This window comes from Embleya scabrispora, assembly GCF_002024165.1.
Lineage (GTDB): Bacteria > Actinomycetota > Actinomycetes > Streptomycetales > Streptomycetaceae > Embleya > Embleya scabrispora_A.
The window spans coordinates 6981103-7005287 of record NZ_MWQN01000001.1; the positions used below are offsets into that span (position 1 = coordinate 6981103).

Below are 24185 nucleotides of genomic sequence, written 5' to 3' on the forward strand. Positions count from 1 at the left end.
GCGGTCGCGGCGTGCGCGCCGGGGGCGGTCGGGCCGCCCCGCAACCGCGAACCCCGGCGGCCTCGGGGCACGGGCCGGTCGGCATCCTCGTCCGCGGCGGGCTGTGGCACCGAGCCCTGGGAAGTTGTTCAAGTGGTGATGCTGCTGCCGGAAAACGCCAACATCGTCACGTGCGTGAGCGCCACTTGGTCGTCGTTGACCTTCATGTAGCCACTCATGGGCCGTTTCGGACCGCCGGCCGGGTGTTGGCGTTCAGTTGGCGCGCAACTCGCCACCGGCGTCCACCCGTTCGCCGACGGTCGGCCCTGCGCCGACGGCGGAGTTGCGCGCGACGCGAGTTCCCCGGCGCCAACTCGCCTTCGACGGCGAGAATGCCGTCGATCGCCACGTTCCGAGCGGCGTTCGACTCGCCTCCGGTGTGCGCCGCGTCCGGACGGCGACGGCCGGGTTGCCGCGGGATCACGGCCGTGCCTTCGCCCGGAGGCCGCCCCCCGAGTCCACGTTGCCGGTGCCGGCCTCGCCGACGACGGTATTGCGCGCGACGTGTAGTTCGTTGCCGGCGGTGTGCACGTCGCGCTTGGCCCCGATGCCGCGGTTGCGCTCGACCAGCCCCCTGGCCGTTGGGCAGTGGCTCATCGTCGATGTGCGTCTTCGAGGCGGGGCAGGGACCGCGCCGTCCGGCGTGCGTTTGGCTCTCCGGCCGCGTCGGGCTGCTGCGGATCGGGTCGGAGTCGGCGGGCGGGCCGCCGGCAGCGCACGGGCCCAGACCCAGGGCGCTCCGCGAGGGCCGGGCCAACGCCCGTGTCAGGGCCTTGGGCGCACGCCTGTGGTGCGCTCTCGGGACTGCGACCGTCCACCGGAACATCGGTCGAACACTTGACAGCGACGCGGCGTACATGCGGTCGTGCTCGTCGAGTTCGGGATCTTTTTCGGCCCGGTCGGCCATGTCGGCGGTGTCGCCGCCTGCGGCGAGGGCGCGTTCGGCGGCTCGGGCGATCGCTGCCCAGTCGCTCCGGTGGTAGTCGCACACGCGGAAGTCGTCCGGGCCCCAGGTCGAGAACGCGTGGGCGTGGGCGGCCTGGTCGGCTCCGGCGGTGTCCGGATACTGCTCCACGAGGGCCTTCACGCGATCGGCGTGGGCGCGTTTGAACAGGTGGTGCGGCCAGGGCAGCGCCGACAGCAGTACCGGGCGCAGGCCCTCGACCCCGTCCAGGAGCAGGACGCGTTCGTCGGGATCGGTGATCAGCGTCGGATACAGCTGCGCCGTCCACAGACTCGACTGGATCCCTCGTCCAGGCCGCGTTCGGCGCTCGGATGGCGTCGGTGCGCGCGCGGGTAGTCCCCGGGGGCAGGGCAGTGGCCGGTGTCCTGAACGCCGAGGCGTGGCGGGCCGGCTGGGTGACCGCTGTGGCCAGGTCCTCGACGGGGTCGGCGCGGTCCTCCACGCGTTCGGCCCCGCGCAACACCGTGCCTGTCTTGTCCCAGGTCGGGTGGCACTCGTCGTGCTGCACGCCCTCCGGGCAGTCCCTGGTACCGGACCACGGCAGCGGTCTGGAACGCGGAAGGTGGCTCCGGCGGTGCGTCGGCGGCTCGGAACAGGACATCGGCCGGGATGTGTTCGACGCGCTCCGCGCGCGTAACCGGCATCGGGAGCGGGGCCGCCCCGGGCGTCGACCCGCAGATGGTGGCCCGGGCGGATCCGTGTGTGTGGCTCGATGCGATCCACAACGAATCCTCCATCGCGTCCCTTCGGATGGTTGGACGGTCCGGCGGCTGCGCGCCCGGTAGACGCACCGACGATAGCGAGCATGGACGACGACGTTCCAGCCCCTCCGCCGAAGGAGCGGGTAACGCGTGGACCACCCGATGTAAGCGGCACAGGTCGCAGCGCCCTGTGCCGCTTTCACGCGGCCGTTGCCACCAGGCCGGTCCGCGGGCGATCGCGCCCGTGCCGGGCTCCGTGCCGGCCGTCCGTGCGATCGGTTCCTTTGGTGTCTTCTCGAGCGAGGCGCTCGGGAGGAGCCTGGTCGGGATGCACCGGAATCAACGACGATGACGCTGATACGGCGTTGGACGCGTGCGTGACTACGCAGGAGGTCCGATACGCACATCGACTTCACCGCCGCGCGTGCGTGTCGGTTGGGAACGGTAACGCGGTCGCCGCGGTTGCGAAGCCGGCAGCACAGCCGGTCGGCGGCGGCCCCGCACCGGCGCGTTGCGCCCCCGGTGTCGGCCCGCCGATCGAGGGGTGCACAGGTGTGGCCGGCGGGCGGATCAGAGCTGCCGGGCCCGGGTGGGGGCGACCCGAGTGACCGGCGGTTCGAGGTCGTCCGACATCCGGTCGGCGCGTTGAGGTCTGTGCTCGCCGCCCGTCGACCCCGAAGGGTCGTGGGGCCGAACTCGGCCATGAATTGCCCGGACTTGGCCGGGAACCGGCAACCGGGATTTCGCCGCTCCGAACCTGGTGCCCCGGTCGGAGTGGAAGGTTCCGCCGGCTACTCGGCACGTGCCTCGCCGAACTTGGCGAGGATGTGGCGGGCGGTTCGCTGCAGTTGCTCGTCGCTGTCGATGTCGTTCCACCGGCAGTCCCGGCGCGAGTTTGCCAGGGCGGCGGCGAGCAGTGGCATGGCCGGTTCGGCGGCGGTACCCATGCGATCCAGGCACGCGAGGGCGTGGTTGGCCGTTGCGGAGTTCCGTTCCCACGCCCGTGTGAGCGTGTTCAGCACGACCGGTGCTTCGGGTTCGCCGTACAGGTCCCACAGGGCGGTGGCCGCGTGTACGCGCCGCCACTCGTCGTCGTCCGTCAGCGCCGTGCGCAGTTGCGCGACGAGGACGGGCGGGGCCGGTGGGCCGATACGGCCGAGCAGGTCGCCCAGGTCGCGGACCCAGGAAGGGCCCTGGAATTGGGCGACTTCGACGATTGCCGCCCGCACCTCGTCGGCACTGCCGCCGAGGGCGTACAGAGCCTCGACCGCGGCGACCCGAGCCCGCCCCTCATGCACGGCGATCCGGGCCTTCGCTTCCGGGGCCGACGTCAATCGCCGAACCAGGGGAAGGGCTGCCGCGGCGGCGACGCCGAAGCGCGCCGAGGCCTTCAGCGCCGACTTCACAGTGCCCCAATGCCGGTCCCGGACGGCGACCGCCAGGGTGTCGACGATCACGGGCACCGCGCTCGTGTCGCCGAGCCGCGACAGGGTGTCGAGCAACGGATGCACGCTGCCCTCGAACCACGTGGCCGCGAGATCGGCCTCGCGCAGATGCCGGACCAACGCCGGCACCAGCATCCGTGACGCCTCGGGCAGCCACGCGGCGGCCGGGAACGCGCGCCATGCGTCGACCCCGGCGTCGCACGCCACCAGCAGGCACGGCAACGCCCGCGCGTCACCGAACCGGGCCAGTGCGCACACCGCCGTCTGCTGGGCCCGCCCAACCTCCGCGTCGGGATGGGCCCAGACGTCGGGGCCGTACTCGGCGCGTCGCGCCGTCACGTACGCGGCCAGTGCCTCTCGGGCTGGTTCGGCGATCGCATGACAGTTGTCCATGACGTCGGCCGCCTCCGCGGTCAACTCGTTGCCGAACCGGTCGAATTGATCCGCGACCAGCAGCAGCAGGTCGGTGTGGTCGCTGCGCCACGTCCGCATCAGCTCGCCGCTCATGCGGACCGCGTCCAGACGGGTGCCCGGATCCGGACTGCGTAGCTGGGCCGCCGGCAACTCCGTGCGCCAGGCGATGCGTTCGTCCAGTGCCTCGTGAAGGGTGCGGAGCGTGCCGGTGGTGACCGCGTGGATGCGGTTGTCCCGGTCGAGGTGGTCGAACCCGGCGATCCCCCGGGGCGGAACGTCCTGCGCGGTGTTCGTCGCGGGTGCGGGGTGCCGCCATGATCGTCGGGATGGGGCGTCCTTGCCGATGTCGCCGAGCAGCGCGACCGCCGCGGGAAGGATCTCCGGTTCGATGCGCTCCAGGGCGCAGCGGGCGCGTTGGGTCAGGGCCGCAAGTCGGGTCGGCGAGTCCCGGTGTGGGTCGGCGGCCAGGGCGGCGAGCCGGGTGCGGGCCTGTTCGGCGACGGTCGGCAGTCGCAGGGCCAGGGTTGCGGTCGCCTCGACGGCCGCGAGTCGTTCCGGGAGGCCTTCCTCGGCCGCAAGTCTCTCCTGCAGCAGGGTGGCGGCCCGACGGCCACCGTCGTCGTCGACGAACTGGCCCAGTGCGGGTATCGCCGCCCGACGCACGTCGGGGTCCGGGTCGGTGGCCGGCGCGACGAGGGTGTCCGCGTGTCGCCGCATCTCGGCGTCGGCCGCTTGCAGGACCGGGAGTTCGCGGTAGTCGCCGTCGAGGCAGGACAGCGCGTCGTCGCCGATGCCGCCGCGAGCGTCCGAGCAGGGCGACCGTCAGCCGGATCCGGTGTCGGCGCCGGATATGTCGTCATTCCTCACGCTCCGGGTCGATTCCAGCCCCGTTCCCGGCTTGTCCCTCCGGATCGCCCCTTTTGCCAGGCCTTGTCCTCCTCGGCGGCGGCCTTCTCCAGGACGGCGAGCGTGTCGGGGGCCAGACGCGTTCCGGCGGCGTCGTGATGCGCCCGCACGGTGGTCGAGTCCACACTCACCAGCGACAGGTCCACCCCGCCCCGTTTCGCGCCCTCCGCGATCAGGCCCTCCAACAGGGCCTCGAAGACACCGGCGTCCCGCCACTGCCGAAAACGATTGTGCACGGTTGACCACGCACCGAACCGCTCCGGCACCTCATGCCACTGCCCACCCGTCCGAACTTCCGGATCACACCCTCGAACTGCCGCCGCAGCCACTCGGGATACGGACCGTACGCACCGACCGGCAGGTACGGCCCGATGAACTCCCACTCCATGTCCGTCAGTTGCTTTCGCGTCACACCAAGACGAGCTACCGGATCACGACCGCCCTGACGACGAATCCCACAGACGACCACAACCCGATACACGGGCTTACTTCGCGGCATGACGGACACGGCGACGAACGCGACCTCGACGCCATCAGGACCCACGTCGCCGCCGCCCTGGGCACCTCGCGGATCCGCATCGCCCACATCGCACGCGCCGACCTGGGCCTGGGCCCCCACCGGTGGTGGCGCACCGGCGCTTACGCGGCGTACGGCCTCTTCGAGATGATCACGACGATGATGCTGCCGGTCCTGGCGTTGGCTTCGTAGCGGATTCGAGCGCTTTCCCGGCCTTGCGGCATGGTTCCGGTGGCGACCTCCCGGAACAGCGGCTGATGGCGTGCTTGGCCCCGACGTCTTGCCGATCCGCAGCGAGGGATAGAAAGAAGGCCACGGGGATCGATAAGGGGGTTCGATGGCTGTCGAGTCGGTACCGCCGTGGGAGCCTCGTGTCGCGCCATCGCGGTGGCCGCGGTCGCTTCCCCCGGCTCGGCCGCAGTGCGTTCGTCTTCGGGTTCGTACTGCTGTGCGCCGTCGGCATCGTAACGTCCGCGATCCGGGGTGACGGGACACCAAGCACGCTACGAATCGACAGGAACGAAGCAGTCGGTACCTGGCGGGACGGGGACGGCGGGTCGATCACCGTGAACGAGGACGGCACCTTTCAGGCATCGGCGTTGTGCGGCGACTATCAGGGAGCGTCCTCGACTGGGGACTTCGACCTGACTCCGCGCACGGGATCCGGCACGTGGACGTTCTACGCACCCGGAGCGGACTCCGCCGAGGTTCGGTTGCGGTTCGCTCAGGACTGGGCGCTCACGTCGTTCACGTCCGGCGGCACGAGCCGGTGCTGTGGCAGTGACTCGGTGACCCCGACGAAGGTCGCCTGTGCAAACTCCGCCGCGCGCACTGACCGCGTTTTCCCTGGCTCGAGTGGTTCGAGTGCCGTGTGATCGTTCCGTGCGAGTCCTTTCCGACTCTCCGTGGCTCGGGCACACGCTCTTGGCCATAACCGTGGGTGGGGGTCGGTGACCCGGTAGCGGCTGTCCTTGGTCGCGGGTTTGGTCGACGGGGGCGTCTCGGTGGCGACGGTCCGTTTGCGGATCAGGAGCGTGTGGGCCCGGGTGAGGCCGGCGCCGGCGATGTCGCCGGTGGCGCGGCGATGGTGGTGGACGTGTGTTCCCCGCTGTGGATCGCTTGGGCGGCCTTCCGCCCTGCCGGGCGGAACCCGGCAGGGCGGAAGGAGTCAGTCAGTGGTGTGGGGTTGGGTCCGCGGCCGTGGTTCAGCCACCGAGCCTCCACCCGTCGGCGGATTCCCAGCTGCCGAAGCCGCTGGACGGCCCCCACCAGGTGTGACCCAGGACGCGGTCGGTGCCAATGGTGAAGGCCTCGATGGTGTTGCTGTCGGGGTTGAAGGCCATGGCCGGCGAGCCGGTCACCGCCCACGGGCTTGCGTTCGCCCGCGTGAGTGACGGTGGGCGCCAGCCATCCGTGCTCCGCGCTGGCGTGGACGGGCGGGGCGGGCAGCATTGCGCGGGCGGCCAGCGCGGTGGGACGCGCCGCGGGGTCCTTCGCGAGGGCGGCCTCGACCAGGGGCGCGAGGGAGGCGGGGAGTCCGTCGAGGTCGGGGGCGCGGGTAGTCAGGTTCGCGAACAGTACCGGCAGGGAGTTTCCGGGGAACGCGGGGCGTCCGGTGGCCGCCCAGGCCAGGACGGCGCCGGCGGCGAACACGTCGCTCTTGGGTCCGACATCGGCGCGTTCGAACTGCTCGGGAGACATGAACCCCAGCGTTCCCACGGTGTGTCCGGTCTCGGTCGGGCCGGCCGTCGTGCCGTCGTCCGGCGTCGCGACCCCGAAGTCGATCACCTTGGGACCCTCGATGCCCAACACGATGTTCGACGGCTTGACGTCCCGGTGCACCAGGCCGACGGCATGGATCTCGGCGAGTGCCGTGAACAACCCTGCGGCCAGGGCGAGCAACGACGCCTCGGGCAGCGGCCCGAACTCCTCCACCACCGTGCTCAGGGGAATCCCCGGCACGAACTCGATGGCCAACCACGGGACGTGTGCGTACGGGTCCGCAGCCAACACCACGGGAGTGAACGGCGAGTTCACTTTCCGCGCGGCCTGCACCTCGCGCACGAACCTGTACCGGAACCCGCCATGGTCGTGGCTCAGATGCGGATGCACCGTCTTCACCGCCACGGCCGTGCCGTCCGGTGCCCGCCCGAGGAACACACTTGCCGTCGCTCCATACCCCAACCGCCCCACCAGCCGGAACCCGCCGACCTGCTGTGGATCCCCGCGACCCAACGGCTCCATCACTCCCCCGATTCCGGAGCAACCCCCCGGCTGCGTATCGGCCGCCGCCACCCGATGCCACAGACGATCGCACAACCCGGCCCGCCCGCAACCGTTTCGGCCGAACGTCCCCAGGCCGCCGCGCGAGCGAGTCCGTGTGCACGACGATGTCCTCCTGGTACGACGACGTTCCCGAAGCGCTGCGCGAGCGCGAGCGGGCGGTCCGGCGCCGACCGCGTTCGAACGGATGCGCGTTGCCGAGCTGTCCGCCGCGGGCGCCCTGCCCGATCGGCGTCCGACCCGCGACACGCAGACCCAGGCACGAGGATGGTTGGGCAAATACTTCATCGAGGAGCGCAGCGCCCTGGTCAGCGAACTGACCCAAGCCGACGGACACTCCAGGGACGGCGTCGCCCCACGGATCGATTTCCGCGGCAGGATCGAGCGCGCGATCGTCCGGGGACAGTTGACCGCGTCCGTGAACGAGACGGTGCGCGAGACACTGTCCCTCGACGACACCCGCTTCCGCGCCCGGGTCGCCCGCGACGCGGCCCGGCACCACGAGCGCGACGACGCCCTGTGCCATCCGCTGCTCCTGAACCGTTGGACCCGTGAATTGAACGGCATGCGCACCCACGTGGCCGAGCGCATCGGCACGAGCCCCAAGCGGATCGCCCGAGTCGACGCCGCACGCGTACGCGACCTCGCCGCTTCGGCGGGCTCGAGGCGTTCGTGAACCGGCGGCGCATGCTCGCCGTACTGATCCAACGCGCCGAGGAGAACAGACGGTTGCGCCTGACGCTCACCGACGCGGTGACGATCGCGGAATACAGTGACCCCGTAGGGCCGCAGAGGGCCGTGCTTGTGGAGCAGGCCCACGACCAACTCGTGCGACGACACCCCGACCACTATCGCCTGATCCGCGAACTCCTGGCTCCCCATGAACTGCACCCCGGCGTCCTCGACGCCCGGGACAGCGAGGCCCACGGCCGGCTCAGGACCGAAACCTTCGCGGCCCTGGACCGAACCCACCCACGCCCCTGAACCGGACGCCGTCCCCGCACGCGCGGTGCGTCGCCGCACACCCGCGCCCCGACGGAGGACCATCCACCACCCTCTCAAGCCGCCCACGAACTCGACACCGCTGTGACCGGATCGCCTCCCGGAACGCCTCGACGATCGTCGAAAGCAGCGCGGCCCCGGCCTGCCTGTGGTCGACGAACGCCGCCGGCGGGTGGTGCCCGAAGGACTTCTTCCAGATCGCGGCGGCGTCCTGCTTCTCGGAGAGCGCGAGCATCAGGACGCCGTCGAGGTCCACGGTCACCCGCCCGTCGGCACCGGGGACGGACGGCCCGACCAACTCCCGCACTCGTTGCCGGACTGCGCACCGGACGCGCGGATCGCAGCCAGTGCCTTCGGGCCTGCGGCGGCGAGGGTGTCGACCAGTCGGGAGACCGTCAGGTCTGCCCCCTCGCCGCCACCGGCCCGAACCCCGCCGGTTCCGCGCGCGGCACGCCCACGTCCGCAAGGCAGTCCCCGCCGATCGCGACCGCGAGTGGACATCGAGCAGCACCCTGCCCGGATCGTGGACTGCACGCGTCTTGCGCGACGGCGCAAGCGCCGCCGAAAACGCGCCATCCAGATCCGACTTGCGGACCGTCTCGACCAGCAGCACCGCACCGGCCTGCGACACCACCGCCCGGCCGCCGCCCTGAGCACTTTTCGCTTTCCCGATCACCCACCGGACAACTCGCCCCGTGAAAGCGCGAGGCTAACGCGCCGACGGATTCTGACCGGCGGCGGCGCGGGCGAGGCGGTCGCGCAGTCGCGTCAGCCGATCGATCTCCGCGTCGAGCACGCCGAGGCGGCGGACCACGGCAGCCGATGCGGGCGAGCCCACCGACGTCCGTGCGGCCGCCGACGACTCGTCAAGGCCGTCGGATGCCATTGCGGTGGCGGAACAGCGCAGCTCCGAGTCCTCCGTGAGTTCCGTGAGCAGGTCCAACCGCGAGGCGAAACCGCGTATGTCTTCGACGGTGAGTCCCAGTGCCAGGAGTTCGCGGATCGTACGGACGCGGGCGACATCGTCGGGGCCGTACACGCGTTGTCCCGACGCGCTGCGGGCCGGGGGCGCAAGCAGGCCGCGCTGCTCGTAGAAGCGGAGTGCACGTGGTGTTGCTCCGGCCGCCGCCGCGGCATCCCCGATCCGCACCGTCGTTCACCTTTCCCGGTATCTCGTCAGGGCGCCACGACCACCGTGCCGAAGTGGCGTCCTGCGATCATTTCCTGCAACACCGAAGGAGCGCGATCGATGCCCGGGACGACTTCGTACGGGAAGCGGATTGTGCCCTCCCGCAGCCACCGCCCGAACTGCCGCTCCCACTCGGCGGGCACGCTGGGGTGGTCGACTCCGCGGTATCCGCGCATCGTGATCCCCCGGACGACGAGCCGATAGCTGTCGATCTCCGCGGGGGAACTGCCGCCCGCACGATCCGCGGCGAGCTGTCCCGCCAGCGCACCAAGCAACGCGATCCTGGCCCCTGAGCGGGCGATCGCGACGGCCGCGGTCAGCTGTTCACCGCCGACCATGTCCACCACCACATCGATGCCGTCCGGGGCGGCTTCCGCCAGCAGGGTGGTGAAGGGGCCGGTGCCGCGCACCACGACCGCATCGAAGCCGAACTCCTTCCGCAACCGTGCGGCCTTCGCCGCCGACCCCGTGCTTCCGACGACCCGACCGGCCCCGAGCAGCCGGGCTATCTGTCCGGCCATGGCTCCGGTCGCCCCGGCCGCGCCGCTGACGAACACCGTGTCCCCGTCCCGGACCGGGGCCAGGCGCGTGAGGGCTCCGTACGCGGCCGAGCCGGTGGACAGGTGCGCAACCGGATCCGGCAGCGCGCCGCCGGCCGGGGCGTATCCGTCGGCCCCCAACACGGCGAATTCCCGCCAGCCTTCCAGGTGGACGACCAGGTCGCCCAGCTCCACCGCGGCGCCTTCCCCCACCGCCGCTACTTCGCCCACCGCAGGACCGAACAGGGTGTCACCGGCATGCAACGGCGGCAACGGGACACCGTCCGTCTCGTCGCCCATGAGTGTGCGCAAGCCCGGAAACACGAGGAAGTAGCGGTTCCGGACCAGGATTTCGCCGGCACCGAGAGCGCGGAGCGGGACATCGAAAACGGCCAGGTCATCGGGGACCGGCAGTGCGTGTGGCTGCCTGACGAGTCGGATTTCGCGGGATGAACGGGGAAGGGGTTGGGTCATCGGAGTGCTCCTGGTTGGTGTGCGATGCCGCGCCGGCCAGTGGTCCGGGCCATGGCGCCGCAGCGACGCTAACTCTTGACGCACGGGTCAGAAGCAAGCCCCGCTTCCGTGCCGGACCGACTCCTCGCCGCCGATCCCGAGCCCGTTCCGGCGGCTGCCGGAGCCGAGGCGGTTCCCGGCCACACAGCAACACAAAGACACGGCGACCTCGGTCTGCGCCGCGACCGCCCGCCGGTTCACTCTCCGGATTGCGCGCGCCGCAGCCCAACGCCCTGGCGGAGTCGGACGCGTACAGCCACGCTGCCGAGGCGAGCCGGCCAGGTCAGGCGGAAGTCCCGGGCGAGCCGTAGCCCAGGCGCAGGCATCCCACGAGCATGCGCCGGTCACGCCGGCCGGCGGTTCATGGCCGATGGCGGTGAACCCACGGGCGGTGGCGGTGTGCCCGTTACGGCGGCGCGCAAGGCGGAGCGGACGAGGCCGTCCAGGTGGTGGGGCCGGACCCCGGAGGGGAGGAGCTCACGAGACGAGACCTGGCGGATCCCGGAGTCCGCCCTCGCGGGTGCGAAGAAGCACGACGCCGCCGGCAGGGACACCGGGAACTCGCGCAACGGCACCCGCGCGAAGACCGTGCCGACCGACGTGGGCCCTGTGGAGATCGCGGTGCCGCGTGACCGAACGGCTCGTTCGAGCCGCGGATCGTCCGCAAGCGGCAGCGGCGCCTGTCGGGGGTGGACGAGATGGTGATCCGCCTGTCGGCGAAGGGCCTGACCACCGGCGAGGCCCAGGCCCACCTCGCGGCGGCCTATGGCACGGACGTCTCGCGGCAGACGATCTCCACGATCACCGACAAGGTCCTCGACGGCATGGCCGAGTGGCAGAACCGGCCCCTCGACCGAGTCTGTCCCTTCGTCTTCGTGGACCGCATCAACGTGAAGGCCCGCGACTCCTGGGCCGGATCGATCGGCGGCCACGACGTCGGTGACTCTCTTGTCCCGCACACCGACCACCGACCCTCGTCACGCGAACGTGGATCGGCCCGCCCCGACTCCCATATGGGAGTCGGGGCGGGCCGGGTGTGTCGGTGTCGTCGGTCGGCGTCTACCAGATGCCGGCCTGTGCCTCCCAGCTCTTGGTGTAGGTGTTGAGGCCGCCGTCGGCCTTGGCGGTGAACGTAAACGCGGCCCAGTGGGTGGTGCCGTAGTCGTAGACGGCGGTGATGTCGGCGCGTCCGTCGCCGTCGACGTCCCCGGCGAGTGGCGCCGCGCGCGGCGCCTCCCAGTTCCCGGCCCCGCTGTCCCAACTCGCGAACGGCGCGTTCAGTGTCCCGTCGGCCTTCGCGAGCAGCGTCCGCAGCGTCGTCCTGGCCCCCGCCTCGCCGAACATCAGCACGATGTCGGCCCGCTTGTCACCATTCGTGTCGGCGGCGGTCGCCTGGATCTGCCCGATGTCCCATCCTGCGCCGGGCGCGTTCCAGGAGGCGACGGGGGCGGGGATGGTGCCGTCGGGTCGGGTGAGGAACCCGAAGGCCTTGGCGTCGCCGTTGTCGTGGACGTAGACCGCCCCCAGGTCGGCGCGCCCGTCCCCGTTCAGATCCCCCAGCGTGTAGCGGGCGTTCTGGTACCGCCACCAGTCGGGTGTCGTCTCGACCCACCCGTTCACCAAGGTCGCGAACACCCCGCCCGCGGCGGCGGGAAGGCTGTGCGTGGACATCCGCCCGTCGGCGTACCCCTGCACGAGCACCAGGTCAGCGCGCTTGTCCCCGCTCACGTCCCCGGCCAGCAGCGTCGTGCGGTCGAAGTCCCATCCGGCGGGGTGTTCCCACCCGACGGGCCCGGACCGGAACCCACCGTCACCCCCGCCGTTCGCAGGGAAGGTGAACACGCGCACGTGCCCGTTGCCGTAGTGGTAGAGCGCGGCGATGTCGGCGCGCCCGTCCCCGTCGAAGTCCCCGGCGGCGTATTTCGCGTCCCCTTGGCAGAACGTCCCCGCGGGTTGCACGTAACTTTGCCGCGGATCACCCAACGAGCCGTCCGCGCGCCGCAGTTGCGTGAACCACCCGGTCGCGCACCCGCCGAAGTCGACCACGGTGGCCACATCGGAACGCCCGTCGCCGTCGAAGTCCCCGGCGAGCATGGTGCGCCCCATCGGCGTCTCGTCGACGCCGGGATACACGGTCGTCCCGCCGGTGTGCATGTTCCACCGGATGTGCCCGCCCTCGAAGTCGCTGCCGGCCCCGGCCATGACGCCGTATTCGGCGCTGGTGGGGAACCCGAGCGGTCCGGTCTCCCATCCTTGTGCGGCCCAGGTCTCGCGGATGGAGCCCCACACGGGCCATGCCCCGGTGGCGTCGGATCGGTAGATCGACGCCGTGTCGCCGGTCGCGCCGGGGATGCGGAAGTGTGCGAAGGTGCCGGGTTTTTGCGCGTTGGTGGGCAGGATGTCGGTGGAGGGGAACCCGAGGACGCTGCGGGGGCCGCCCATGGTTTGCCAGCGTTCGTGGATGGGGCCGTTGAGGATGTGGGCGCCGAGGGTGTCGGTCCAGGTGATGGCGCCGGTTCCGGTGGTTGTGGTGCCGGCGAAGAGGCTTTCGCTGCCGATGGTGGTTTGTGCGCCGTCCTTGACGGGGTTCTCGTCGCTGCTGGGGTAGCCCAGTGGTCCGCTGGTGCCGCCGGTGGTCAGCCATTTGTCGCGGATGCCGCCGTAGGCGGACCAGGCGCCGGTGGTGGGGGACCAGTGGATGGAGGCGCCGGCGGTGGTGCCGGTGTTGCCGCCCTGGAAGTCGGCGTACCTGCCGACGGTGTCCGCTTCGGTCTTGATGCCGGTGAGGGGGAGTTTCAGTGGTCCGGCGGGTCCGCCCAGTTTCTTGTATTTCGCCAGGACGGGTCCGCAGAGCTTGAGTTTGGCGGCGGTGTTGGTGGGATCGGCGGGGTTGGTGAACGATTCGCAGGTGTCCCATTTGGTCTGGTCGTCGGCGATCAGCCGTCCGGGTTCGAAGGCGTTGCCGTCGGTGCCGGGGGTCTTGCCGCGGAAGACGTAGAGGCGGCCGAGGGAGTCCTTGGCCCACGCGTCCGCCTTGCCGTCGCCGTCGAGGTCCCCGTCGGAGCGGACCTCGGTGTAGACGGCGGTGGTGAATCCGGTGCCGATCAGGGTGCGGGCGGCGGTGTTGCCGAGGGCGGTGACGTCGGCGGTGCCGTCCGCGTTCTTCTTCGACGCGTACTGGTACAACGAGCCGCTCACGCGGTCGCGGGCCCACAGGTCGGGCAGTCCGTCGCCGGTGGCGTCCCCGGGCGCGATCAGGTCGAGGTTGCCCCAGTCGCCGGTGCCGACGAGGGAGGCGTGGTCGAAGACGGAGGCGCTGTTGGCGCCGTGGAAGAGCCACAGACGTGGGGCGCCGGTGGTGTCGGTCTCGACGGTGATCAGATCCAGACCCGCGTTCGCGGCTTGGCCCGGGACCGGGTCGACGTTGCCGGGTGCGACGATCTGGGTGGTCTTGCCCCAGTTGCTCGCGTAGTCGGCGCAGGGCGTGTTCGGCCGGGTGAGGTCGACGCAGCCGTCGGCGGGGGGTTTGGGGACGGGGCTGCGGCGGCTGGTGCTGAAGTAGCGCCCGTTGGGGTCGAGGCCGTTGTTGCGGTAGAGGAAGACCTGACCGCCGCCGAGGGCATAGAGGTTGTCGCGGTAGATGCCCGCGCCGCCGCGGTGGGAGATGCCGGTGCCGGTCCAGGACGGTTTCCCGTTCTCGGTACCGGGCCCCTGGTTGGCGGGGGAGGCGACGACTCCGCCGGTGGTGGGGTCGGTGGTGGAGCCGTACATGCGCAGCGCGCCGGAGTCGTCGACGGTGAGCAGGTCGGGGAGTTTGTTGCCGTCGATGTCGCCGATGGACAGCGTGGCGTTGGGGTCGGCGGCGACGAAGAACGTGTAAAGGGATTGCGGGGAGCGGTTTCCGGCCTTGTCGACGGTTTGCGCGTACAGGTGGTGGGTGTACCACATGCCGACGGGCAGGTCCTTGATCCGCCATTTGCCGCTGACGGGGTCGAGGGTGGCGCGGGGGGCGCCGCCGACGGGGACGAAGTTGTCGAGGGTGTACTCGATCGCCTCGACGCCGGACTGCCCGTCGGTGGCGGTGAGGTAGAAGTCGCCCTTGTCGCCGGCCTTCTTGTTGCTGCCGTCGACGGGGTAGTCGGTGCTGGTGATCGTCGGTCCCGAGGGCGGTGTCGCGTCGACGGTGAACGTACAGCCGTTGACCCAGTCCGACTTGAGATCGGTGTCGTCGGAGGTGACGGACCAGGTGTAGGTGTGGCCGTCCAGGAGTTTGGCGCCGGGGACGTCGGCGCGGGCGATGTGCCCGCTGGGTCCGGCGGAGACCCAGCCGCTGTCGTACACGAGGGGGTTGCCGTTGCCGACCTCGTCGACGTTGAACCTGGCCACCAGGTCGTGGCCGTCGGGGTCGGACAGGGTGGCGAACAGGCTCACCGTCCCCACCGCGGGGTTGACCCCGGGAACGTAGCCGCAGTTCCCGGACGCTTCCCCGTTGACCGGCTCGGGGGTCATGTGCAGGTCGGTGGGGGTGTTCGGCCTGGTGTTGTACTCGATGGTGATGTAGTTGTCCGCCGCTTCGCGGGAGAACCGCTTGAAGCCGAGGTTGGCCGTGGTCTTGGGGCTTTCCTTGCCGTAGACGCCGAAGGTGAGCGTCTCCCAGTTCTGGTGGGCCGCGAGGTTGGCGGTGAGGTCGAACTCGGCCTTGCGATCACCGCAGTTGGGCTTCTTGGTCCCGGGGACCGACGCGGTTCCCCACAGGCCCAGGTCGGTGGGCTGGTTGTTCCAGTTGGTGTCGTTGGTCAGGGTGTCGGTGGTCAGGTGCAGATAGACCGGCTCCGCCTCCGCGTCCAGGCAGCTGAACCTCGCGGAGTACACCTGGGTGGTGGTGAAGACGACCTTCTTGATCGACTTGCCGTTCAGGCGGCCCTGCCAGTTGTAGTCGACCCGGTAGAAGGAGCGCTCCAGTCCGCTGGGTTGGTCGTACCACTGGTACCCCGCGCCCGGCAGCCAGTTCACGTTGTCGCGCCCGGGGATCGTGGGGAAGGCCGACTGGGCCCAGCCGTACATGCTGACCCGGTCGAGCATCGGCACCCACACGGGATCGATGTACAGCGGGAACACCGTGTCGGAGGCGTTGATCAGCCCCTGGTCCGGGGTCAGCGTCAGCGCCCCGCCGCCGACCTCGGCACCGATCGGCGCGGTCGTGGCGTGCACGCCGGGCCGCTTGTCGGTGGAGGCCAACTCGTCCGCCGGTATCGCGCCGGGACCGGTGTCGGCCGTGCCGGCCGTCGACGCGGCGCCACGCGCGGCGCCGTCCGACTTCGGTGTGGTACGCGAGTCCCACATGGTGGGCGCCGGCGCCCGGAACACCTCCCGCCCGTCGGGCGACTTGGCCGCCATGCGACCCTCGCCGGTCGCGCCGACGGTGACCCCGTCGGTGCTCATCCCGAGCTTGAGCGTGGCCAGTTGCGGGTTCTTCGCGGCCGCCGCGGTCTTGACGATCAGGGTGTGCGAGAAGCCGCCCTGCTCGGTCGCCGACACCTTCAGGTCGACGTCGGGCAGCACACCCGGGTACAGCGCGCCGTCCCCGGCCAGGACCGGAGCGGGCAGCGCGGTGGGCCAGGTGAACGTGAGCTTGCGCCCGCCGTTGGTCATCGACGCCAACAACCGACTGCCGCCCCCGCCCAGGGCGAGGTCCGTGGTGGTGCTCGCCGGCCGCACCGTGCCGTCCCCGGCCCGCGTCAGCGTGGGGTCGAGATCGCGCCAGACCCCGGTCTTCTTGGTCCGCGACGGCTCGACGCTGCGCTTGAGCGCGAAGGTGCCGTCGGGCCTGGCGGTGACGGTGTCGGTCTCGGTCGTCAACTCCGGTACGGGAGTGTCCTGTCCCGTTTGTTTCGCCTGGGCGGTGGCGGCCTTCTCGGCGGCGACCCTGGGGTCGGCGGGCGGTGTCGTGGCGGTGGGCGGGGCGCCCGCGCGCGGCGCGGCGTTGGCGGTGCCGGCAAAGGCCCCTGCGGCCAGGGAGAGCGCGACGAGCCCGCAGACCACCGCGGCCGGACGGGATCGTGGGCGGGCGTGGGCGGGTGGTTGTCCCATGACGGGTACTCCTGCGGGAACGGGGATGCGGTGGCGCGAGTGCGCACAGGTGCGCGGAACCTACCGGTTGGGAGCAGCCCGCGCGACGTGCCACAGATCACATCGACCAAGTGATCTTGTCGACATGCATCCGAATCCCCTCAGGGCGCAGGCGAATTGCCGAACTATGAATCCCCACAGGTGATTTGACCTCGATCGAGACGATCGAACAGCCCTCGAGGTTGTAGTGAGGAAGCACACACCCCACCCCGGGAACTGCCTTTACCCGCACGGGATTTACGCCCTACCGTGCGCTCCGTCTGTGATCTCTCGCCTGCTCGGGGGCGGGGTCCGTCCTGTCCTGGTGGGGGTTGTTCGTCATGCGTGCACGATCGTCGAAAGCGGGGTCTCCCCGGCGCGGACCAGGGCGTGCCGCCAGACTCCTCGTGGCCGGAGCCACGATCCTGGCCCTGACCGCGAGCGTGGGCCCGGCCCAGGCCGCGAACATCATCAAGAACACCCCCACCCCGGGCACCTGGATCCCCGACAACGTCCCCAAAACCCCCTCGGTCAAGGGCACCAAAGCCCCCAAACCATCCGTGCGTCCGCTCACCGGCGACGGCCACCCCACCTGGAACCCCACCAAACCCGAGTGGCCCAAAGCCGCCGAAGCAGAGACCACCCCCGCCCCCGCGTCCGGATTCGTCGCCCGGGGCGGATCGTCCCTGCTGGCCGCCCCACCGGCGGCAACGCCCCCGGCACCCCGGTCTGGATCACCACCCCCGACACCACCCCCGGCCCCCTCCGCACCGGCACCCTCACCGCAGGCGCCCCCACGGCCGCGACCGACACCCCCGCCGCACGCGTGAAGGTCACCGTCGCCGACCACGCCACCGCCGAGAAGGCCGGCGTCGACGGCGCCCTGATCACCGTCCGCCGCACCGACACCACCACCGCCCCCGGCAAGGTCACCGTCGGCATCGACTACACCGGCTTCCGCAACGCCTTCGGCGCCGACTGGTCCACCCGCCTGCGCCTGGTCGCCATGCCCGAATGCGCCCTCACCACCCCCGACATCGCCGCCTGCCGCGTCAAGACCCCCGTCACGGGCGCCCGCAACGACCGCACCAAGAACCGCGTCCTCGCCGACGTCGACCTGGCCCCTGCCCCTGTCCCCGCCGCGCCGAACGCGAAGACCGCGTCCGTACCGGCCGGCGGCGCGATGATCCTGGCCACCACGGCGGACGCCTCGGGCCCTTCGGGCGACTACAAGGCCACGTCCCTGTCCCCGTCCGGCTCCTGGTCCGTCGGCGATAACTCCGGTTCGATGAACTGGTCCTACGGCATCGCCGTCCCGCCCTCCATCGGCGGCACCACCCCCACCGTCAACCTGGCCTACAACTCCGGCGGCGTCGATGGCCGCACCACCTCCACCAACAACCAGGCGTCCTGGATCGGCGAGGGCTGGGAATACTCGCCCGGCTTCGTGGAGCGCTCCTACCAGGCCTGCGCGAAGGACGGCAAGGACACCAGCGGCGAGAAGTGCTGGTCCAACCAGAACACCCAGACCCTCTCCCTCAACGGCAAGTCGTCCACCCTGATCCAGGACGACACCGACAAGAGCAAGTGGCGTCTGGAGAACGACGACGACTCCCGGATCGAGCTCCTCACCGGCGCGGACAATGGCGACAACGACGGCGAGCACTGGCGCCTGACCACCGGCGACGGCGTCCAGTACTACTTCGGCGTCGGCCACAAGCCCGGCACCACCACCGGCCCCGCCACCAACGCCACCTGGTCCGCCCCCGTCTACGGCAACGACCCCGCCGAACCCTGCTACAAGGCGGCCGGGTTCGACTCCTCCTGGTGCCAGCAGGCGTGGCGGTGGAACCTCGACTACGTCATCGACGCCCGCGGCGGCATGGTCACCTACACCTACAGCACGGAGACCAACCGCTACACCCGCGGCGCGATCCTGGTCGGCTCCGGCACGCTGACCGAGTACACCCGCGGCGGCACCCTCGCCAAGATCACCTACGGCTCGAAGAAGACCGACACCACGCAGCCCACCGCCCAGGTCCTCTTCGACACCGCGGAGCGCTGCCTGAAGAAGGACGGGTTCGACTGCGACCCGGCCAAGATGACCAAGGCCAACGCGTCGAAGTGGCCGGACGTCCCCGTCGACCAACAGTGCGCGGCCACCGGCAAGTGCGAGAACTACTCGCCGTCGTTCTGGTCCACCAGGCGCCTGACGAAGATCACCACCCAGTCCCTGGTCGGCTCGACCTACCAGACCGTCGATGAGTTCGCCCTCGACCAGGACTACCCCGACCCCAGGACGGCTCCTCCGCCACCTTGTGGCTGAACTCGATCACCCGCACCGCCTGGGACGGCACCAGAAAGATCGACGTCCCCTCGGTCGACTTCACCGGCACGTTTAAGCACAACCGCGTCGACATCGCCGGCGACCTCGCCCCACCGATGAACCGCCGCCGCCTGACCGGCATCACCAACGAGACCGGCGGCCAGACCACCGTCACCTACAACGACCCCGAGTGCACCCCCACCACGCTCCCCGCCCCGGACGCCAACACCAAGGCGTGCTACCCGATGTGGTGGAACTACGCCGACGGTGGCGAACCCGTCCTGCACTGGTTCCACAAGTACACAGTCGCCGCCGTTACCGAACACGACATCCTCGCCTCGGTGCCCAACCGCTCCACCCGCTACGAATACCTCGGCGGCGCCGCCTGGCACCGCGACGACGCGGAGTTGACCGAGGACAAGGAAGCATCCAGGCCCAAGAGCAAGGACCGCCGCACCTGGAACCAGTACCGCGGCTACGGCCAGGTGATCACCCGCAGCGGCGCGGCCCCCGACGCCGTCACCCAATCGGCCACGTTCTACCTGCGCGGCATGGACGGCGACGTGAAGAAGGACGGCACCAAACGCGCCGTCACCCTCACCGACTCCACCGACACCCCCATCCTCGACGCCAACGAACACGCCGGATTCGCCTACGAGACCCAGACGTTCACCGGCGACGGCGGCACCGTCGCCACCACCACCCTCAACACCCCCTTCTCCTCGCCCGTCACCGCCACCCACACCCGCGCCCGCGGCCTGCCCCCACTCACCGCCCGCCGCACCGCCACCGAAAAGACCCGCACCCGCAGCCTCCTCGCCGACAACACCACCTGGCGCCAAACCTCCAAGACCACCACCTACGAACCCGAACACGGCCTCCCGGAAACCGTCTCGGACAAGGCCGACGGCCTGCCCGAGTACTGCGTCAAAACCACCTACGCCCACAACACCGCCGCCTGGATCATCGGCAAACCCGTCGAGGTCCAATCACTCGTCGGCGACTGCGACACCACCGCCACCAAGGAAACCGTCTACGCCTGGGCCCGCACCCAGTACGACAACAAGCCCCAGGGCGAGATCGGCACGATCGGCGACGCCACCTCCACCGACGCCGTCATCGACTACAAGGCCGACGGCACCCCGAACCGGGTCACCACCGCCAAGACGGTCTACGACACGTACGGCCGCGTCACCAGCGCCACCGACGCCGAGAACCGCACGACCACCACCGCCTACGCGCCCGCGACCGGAACCCTGCCCACCTCCGTCGCGGTCACCAACCCCAACAACTGGACCTCGAGCACGACCTACGCCGGCGCCCGCAACCTGCCGGTGAAGGCGACCGACATCAACGGCCTGGTCGTCGAGCAGGAATACGACGCCCTCGGCCGCCCGACCGCCGTCTGGAAACCCGGACACCCCAAATCCGGCGACGCCGACCTGGTGTTCACCTACGCCCCCAGCAAGACCGGCCCGTCGGTCGTCACCACCAAGACCCTGCGGTTCTCAGGCATATACGGGGTTTCGCACCAGATCCTGAACAGCTTCCTGCAAGAACGCCAGACCCAGGCCAGCACCGCCAACGGCGAGATCGGCGGCCGGCTGATCACCGACACCTATCACGACAGTCTCGGCCGCCCGTACAAGACGAACCAACCGCATTACAACGGGACATCGGACCCCGAAACCGACATCTTCGTCACCGACGACGTCGACATACCCGGCCAGAACGCAATCGTCTACGACGGCATGGGCCGCGCCACCGCGAACGTGTTCACCTCGCACAAGGTCGAGCAATGGCGCACCACCACCACGTACGCGGGCGCGGACGAAACCCGTATCACGCCGCCGGCCGGCGGTACCGCGACGCTGTCGATCAGCGATGCTCGCGGCAAGCCCAAGGAACTGCGCGAGTTCGACGGCGGCAAGCCCGAAGGCACCTTCACGAAGATCACCTACACCTACACCCCGCGCGAGGAACTCAAGACCGTCACCGACGCGGGCGGCAACACCTGGACGTACACCTACGACTTCCTCGGCCGCAAAACCCACGTCGAGGACCCCGACAAGGGCCCGTCCGACACCCGCTACGACCTCGTCGGCCGCGTCATCGGCACCACCGACGCCCGAGGCCAAAAGCTCGCCTACACCTACGACGCCCTCGGCCGAAAGACCGCCTCCTACAAGGACACCGTCGCCGACGACAACCTCCTCGCCGAGTGGACCTACGACCGCTACGCCAAGGGCCAGGCCGACGGCTCCTCCCGCTACGTCGGCGGCAAGTCGGGCGCGAAGTACACCAGCGAGATCACCGGATTCGAACCCGGCACCTACCGCCCCGCAGGCACCCGCACCACCATCCCCGCCGCCGAGGGCAAACTCGCCGGCATCTACACCACCTCCACCAAGTACGAGCCGCGCCTGGGCCTGCCGGTGAGCACGAAAGTGCCCGCCCACGGCGGCCTGCCCGCCGAGACACTGCTCTACGGCCACAACGACGGCGGTCTGCTCACCGAGGTCAGCGGCGCGACGTTCTACCTCAGCTGGGCGGCGTACGACCCCTACGGCCGCAACAGCCTCGCCGTCCTGGGAGCCGAACCCCTCCAACCCGGGTTCACCAGCGCCTACGACCCGGCCACCGGTCGCCTGCTGTCGACCGAATGGCAAAAGCCGGGCGTCAAGGTCGACGCCACGTCATACACCTACAAGCCCAACGGCGACGTTACCTCGATCAAGACGGTCCGCGACGGCACCACCACCGACACCCAGTGCTTCGCCTACGACAGCCACCGTCGCCTCAAGGAGGCATGGACCGACACCGCCGGCACCGACACCCCGGCCGACCCACGCGACGGCGGCCTCGGCTCCTGCACCACCCAAACCCCGACCCCGTCCACCGTCGGCGGCCCGGACCCGTACTGGCAGTCCTTCACCTACGACGTCGTCGGCAACCGCACCAAACTCGTCGACCACGACCCGACCGACGACCCGACGAAGAACGTCACCACGGAGTACGGCTACCGCGCGGGCACCACATCCACGGACCGCACCCACCGCCTGGACACCGTCACCGTCAAGACCGGCACCCGCGAAGCGGTCACCACCGGCCTGACCTACGACCAGGCGGGCAACACCAAGACCCGCCCCGGCGCCGACGCGAACCTGCAGACCCTCACCTGGAACGAAGAGGACAAGCTCACCAAGGTCGCCTCGGCCACCGGAACCGGCGACTACGTCTATGACGCCGACGGCAATCGGATCATCCGCCGCGAGGCCGGCAAGACCACCCTCTACCTCGGCAGCGACGAACTCACCACGAACACCGACCAATCCGGCCCTGTGGTCGGCACCCGCTACTACCAGACAGCCGGCGGTGCCGCCGTTGTCCGCAACGGCAACGGCATGCTCGTATATGTGGCCGTCGACCATCACGGCACTCCCACGAGCACCCTCGATGCCACCACCCTGACGGCGACCCGTCGTCAATCGAAGCCCTTCGGCGAGCCGCGCGGTCCCCAGCCCACCCAGGCAGGCGGCCAATGGCCCGACGACAAGGGCTTCCTCGGCAAACCGACGGACTCCACGGGCTTGACCCACGTCGGCGCCCGCGAATACGACCCCACCCTCGGCCGCTTCATCAGCGTTGACCCCGTGATGGACCTGACCAGTGCCCAACAGATGCACGGGTACACGTATGGGAACAACAATCCAACCACGATCAGTGATCCGACGGGACTGTTCGGGATAGATCTCGGAAGCATCGGAAAATCCATTGGGGAGTCTATAGTCGCGGTTGGCCAAGAAATCAATAAAGGCGGTGGTAAGGGCAGCAATCCTGTCACGACCGTTTCCCTTGGAACCGGAGGAAAAGGAAGCGGAAAATGGAAGCAGGCTGATTCACCCGAACAAATTCCCTTCGATTTGGCACTCGCAGGTGCTCTAGCGGCTGCGGCTGCGTACAACGCGGTCGCCTCCACGTGGGAGCGCTGCCGGAAGGAGAAATGGGCCATCTGCTCCCCGAACACCTGGTTCCGAGACTGGGATTGGGGGAAGTTGAACCCCTTCAGAGGGGGCGACGGCGAATCTTGTCACAGTTTTCTTCCGGATACCGACGTTTTGATGGAGGACGGCTCGACCAAGGCCATTCAGGAGGTTGAGCCTGGCGACTCTGTGCTGTCCACCGATCCCCAGACGGGCGAAAGCAAACCTCGCCTTGTTTTGGCTTCGATCACCACCGAGGACGACAAGGAATTCGCCGATATCACGGTCCGGACGGACCAAGGCGACGCCTCGATTGTCGCCACCACCAACCACCCGTTCTGGGTTCCGGATCTGAAGCAGTGGGTCAACGCCGGTGACCTTAAATCCGGCCAGTGGCTTCAAACTGCCTCAGGCACCTGGGTGCAGATCTCCGCCGTCCGGACCTACGCCAAGCAACAACGCACCCACGACCTGACTGTCGACACAGACCACACCTACCATGTGCTGGCCGAGACGACTCCGGTTCTGGTGCACAATTGTGACGAGGAGGACCTTAGCGACGAAGCCGCGAAGAAATTCGCAGCGATTGCGGAGAAGCTTCCGGTTCGACCAAATAATCTGGGTCCGACCACGGGGCAAGTCGTTGACAGCAACGGAAATCCCATCGGCGGATGGATTAAGAGCAACCGAGACGCCGAGTATTCAACTATCGATGCGCTCCTCCGTGCGACTCCGGGTGCTCCGCATCCCCGTGACAATGCAATGAATATGTATCCGGCAGCCTCTCATGTCGAGGCGAAAGCGGCATTGCGGATGTGGGGAAATCCCACAGACCCCCGCCATACAATGCATGCCCACGTAATTATCAACAATTCCGAAGGGCCTTGCAATAGAAGCAACATTGGTTGCGTCCTCACGGTCCCTTGGGTTCTTCCCCCGAACTCAAGCCTGACGGTATGGTATCCGGGGCCCGATGGAAAATTGAAACCTAGGACACTTCACTCGGAACGCTGACCGGGTGCGACCAGCAGTGAGTCGGAAGTGTGTTTCGAATGTACATCAAGACGGACGTATACACCGCTCCGGTTTGCCGTGTCATTGACCAGCTATCTCACGGTGCGTCGCCGAAAATAGTGATTAGGAATCAACCTTGAGGAAACCGTTTTGAGATCTTAGATGAGTTAATGGTGCGACTCCCGTCGAAGTTCCGGGTGTTGCATCCCGGAGTGAAGGGGGTCCCTGCGCGCCTCTCGTTG

Annotated in this window: 12 protein-coding genes and 3 pseudogenes; 7 read left to right on the forward strand and 8 right to left on the reverse strand. The window is 69.5% G+C overall.

Features of this window, described 5'->3' with window-relative positions:
- Nucleotides 1-459: 459 nt before the first annotated feature.
- From B4N89_RS50085 to B4N89_RS51770, 3 genes and pseudogenes are all read right to left on the reverse strand, one after another.
- Nucleotides 460-636 (reverse strand): hypothetical protein, encoded by a 177-nt coding sequence (locus B4N89_RS50085; protein WP_161500871.1) that lies wholly within the window; start codon nucleotides 634-636, stop codon nucleotides 460-462.
- 1859 nt (nucleotides 637-2495) lie between these two features.
- The gene (locus B4N89_RS30660) at nucleotides 2496-4280 is read right to left on the reverse strand and encodes a HEAT repeat domain-containing protein (RefSeq protein WP_078978994.1); all 1785 of its coding nucleotides are present in this window, start codon (nucleotides 4278-4280) and stop codon (nucleotides 2496-2498) included.
- 79 nt (nucleotides 4281-4359) lie between these two features.
- Nucleotides 4360-4881 (reverse strand): annotated as a pseudogene (locus tag B4N89_RS51770) (transposase); the annotation flags it as partial.
- On the opposite strand from B4N89_RS51770, the gene B4N89_RS30670 reads away from it, so the two are divergent.
- Nucleotides 4867-5178: a hypothetical protein gene (locus B4N89_RS30670; protein WP_078978998.1), complete on the forward strand. Its 312-nt coding sequence runs from the start codon at nucleotides 4867-4869 to the stop codon at nucleotides 5176-5178. The pseudogene B4N89_RS51770 and the gene B4N89_RS30670 overlap by 15 nt on opposite strands.
- Before the next feature lie 834 nt (nucleotides 5179-6012).
- Here B4N89_RS30670 and B4N89_RS50090 read toward each other — a convergent pair.
- Nucleotides 6013-7557 carry a serine/threonine-protein kinase gene (locus B4N89_RS50090; protein ID WP_321170719.1) on the reverse strand — a complete coding sequence of 515 codons (1545 nt, stop codon included), beginning with the start codon at nucleotides 7555-7557 and terminating at the stop codon, nucleotides 6013-6015.
- Between B4N89_RS50090 and B4N89_RS50095 the strand changes: the two genes are divergently transcribed.
- Both B4N89_RS50095 and B4N89_RS50100 read left to right on the forward strand, forming a co-directional pair.
- Nucleotides 7457-7945 carry a hypothetical protein gene (locus B4N89_RS50095; protein WP_161500874.1) on the forward strand — a complete coding sequence of 163 codons (489 nt, stop codon included), beginning with the start codon at nucleotides 7457-7459 and terminating at the stop codon, nucleotides 7943-7945. The two genes, B4N89_RS50090 and B4N89_RS50095, sit on opposite strands and share 101 nt — an antisense overlap.
- The gene (locus B4N89_RS50100; protein ID WP_161500875.1) at nucleotides 7942-8253 is read left to right on the forward strand and encodes a hypothetical protein; all 312 of its coding nucleotides are present in this window, start codon (nucleotides 7942-7944) and stop codon (nucleotides 8251-8253) included. The genes B4N89_RS50095 and B4N89_RS50100 overlap by 4 nt, the downstream gene beginning before the upstream one ends.
- Before the next feature lie 154 nt (nucleotides 8254-8407).
- Here the strand turns inward: B4N89_RS50100 and B4N89_RS51775 are convergent.
- The 3 genes and pseudogenes from B4N89_RS51775 to B4N89_RS30690 all read right to left on the reverse strand — a co-directional run.
- Nucleotides 8408-8947 (reverse strand): annotated as a pseudogene (locus B4N89_RS51775) (transposase); the annotation flags it as partial.
- 33 nt (nucleotides 8948-8980) lie between these two features.
- Nucleotides 8981-9421 carry a MerR family transcriptional regulator gene (locus B4N89_RS30685; RefSeq protein WP_078979000.1) on the reverse strand — a complete coding sequence of 147 codons (441 nt, stop codon included), beginning with the start codon at nucleotides 9419-9421 and terminating at the stop codon, nucleotides 8981-8983.
- A gap of 26 nt (nucleotides 9422-9447) precedes the next feature.
- On the reverse strand, nucleotides 9448-10473 hold the full coding sequence (locus B4N89_RS30690; protein WP_078979001.1) for an MDR family NADP-dependent oxidoreductase: 1026 nt from the start codon (nucleotides 10471-10473) through the stop codon (nucleotides 9448-9450).
- 402 nt (nucleotides 10474-10875) lie between these two features.
- Between B4N89_RS30690 and B4N89_RS30695 the strand changes: the two are divergent.
- A pseudogene (locus tag B4N89_RS30695) lies at nucleotides 10876-11417 on the forward strand (transposase); the annotation flags it as partial.
- A gap of 154 nt (nucleotides 11418-11571) precedes the next feature.
- On the opposite strand, the gene B4N89_RS30700 reads toward B4N89_RS30695, so the two are convergent.
- Complete coding sequence (locus B4N89_RS30700; protein ID WP_161500876.1) at nucleotides 11572-16602, reverse strand: hypothetical protein; 5031 nt, start codon at nucleotides 16600-16602, stop codon at nucleotides 11572-11574.
- Nucleotides 16603-17027: 425 nt separating this feature from the next.
- On the opposite strand from B4N89_RS30700, the gene B4N89_RS49180 reads away from it, so the two are divergent.
- The 3 genes from B4N89_RS49180 to B4N89_RS30715 are packed head-to-tail and all read left to right on the forward strand — an operon-like array spanning nucleotide 17028 to nucleotide 23943.
- Nucleotides 17028-17450 (forward strand): hypothetical protein, encoded by a 423-nt coding sequence (locus B4N89_RS49180; RefSeq protein WP_143658139.1) that lies wholly within the window; start codon nucleotides 17028-17030, stop codon nucleotides 17448-17450.
- Entirely contained in the window at nucleotides 17447-18946 is a 1500-nt protein-coding gene (locus tag B4N89_RS30710) for a hypothetical protein (RefSeq protein WP_078979005.1), read from the forward strand. The genes B4N89_RS49180 and B4N89_RS30710 overlap by 4 nt, the downstream gene beginning before the upstream one ends.
- Complete coding sequence (locus B4N89_RS30715) at nucleotides 18937-23943, forward strand: DddA-like double-stranded DNA deaminase toxin (protein ID WP_078979006.1); 5007 nt, start codon at nucleotides 18937-18939, stop codon at nucleotides 23941-23943. The genes B4N89_RS30710 and B4N89_RS30715 overlap by 10 nt, the downstream gene beginning before the upstream one ends.
- Nucleotides 23944-24185: the final 242 nt, after the last annotated feature.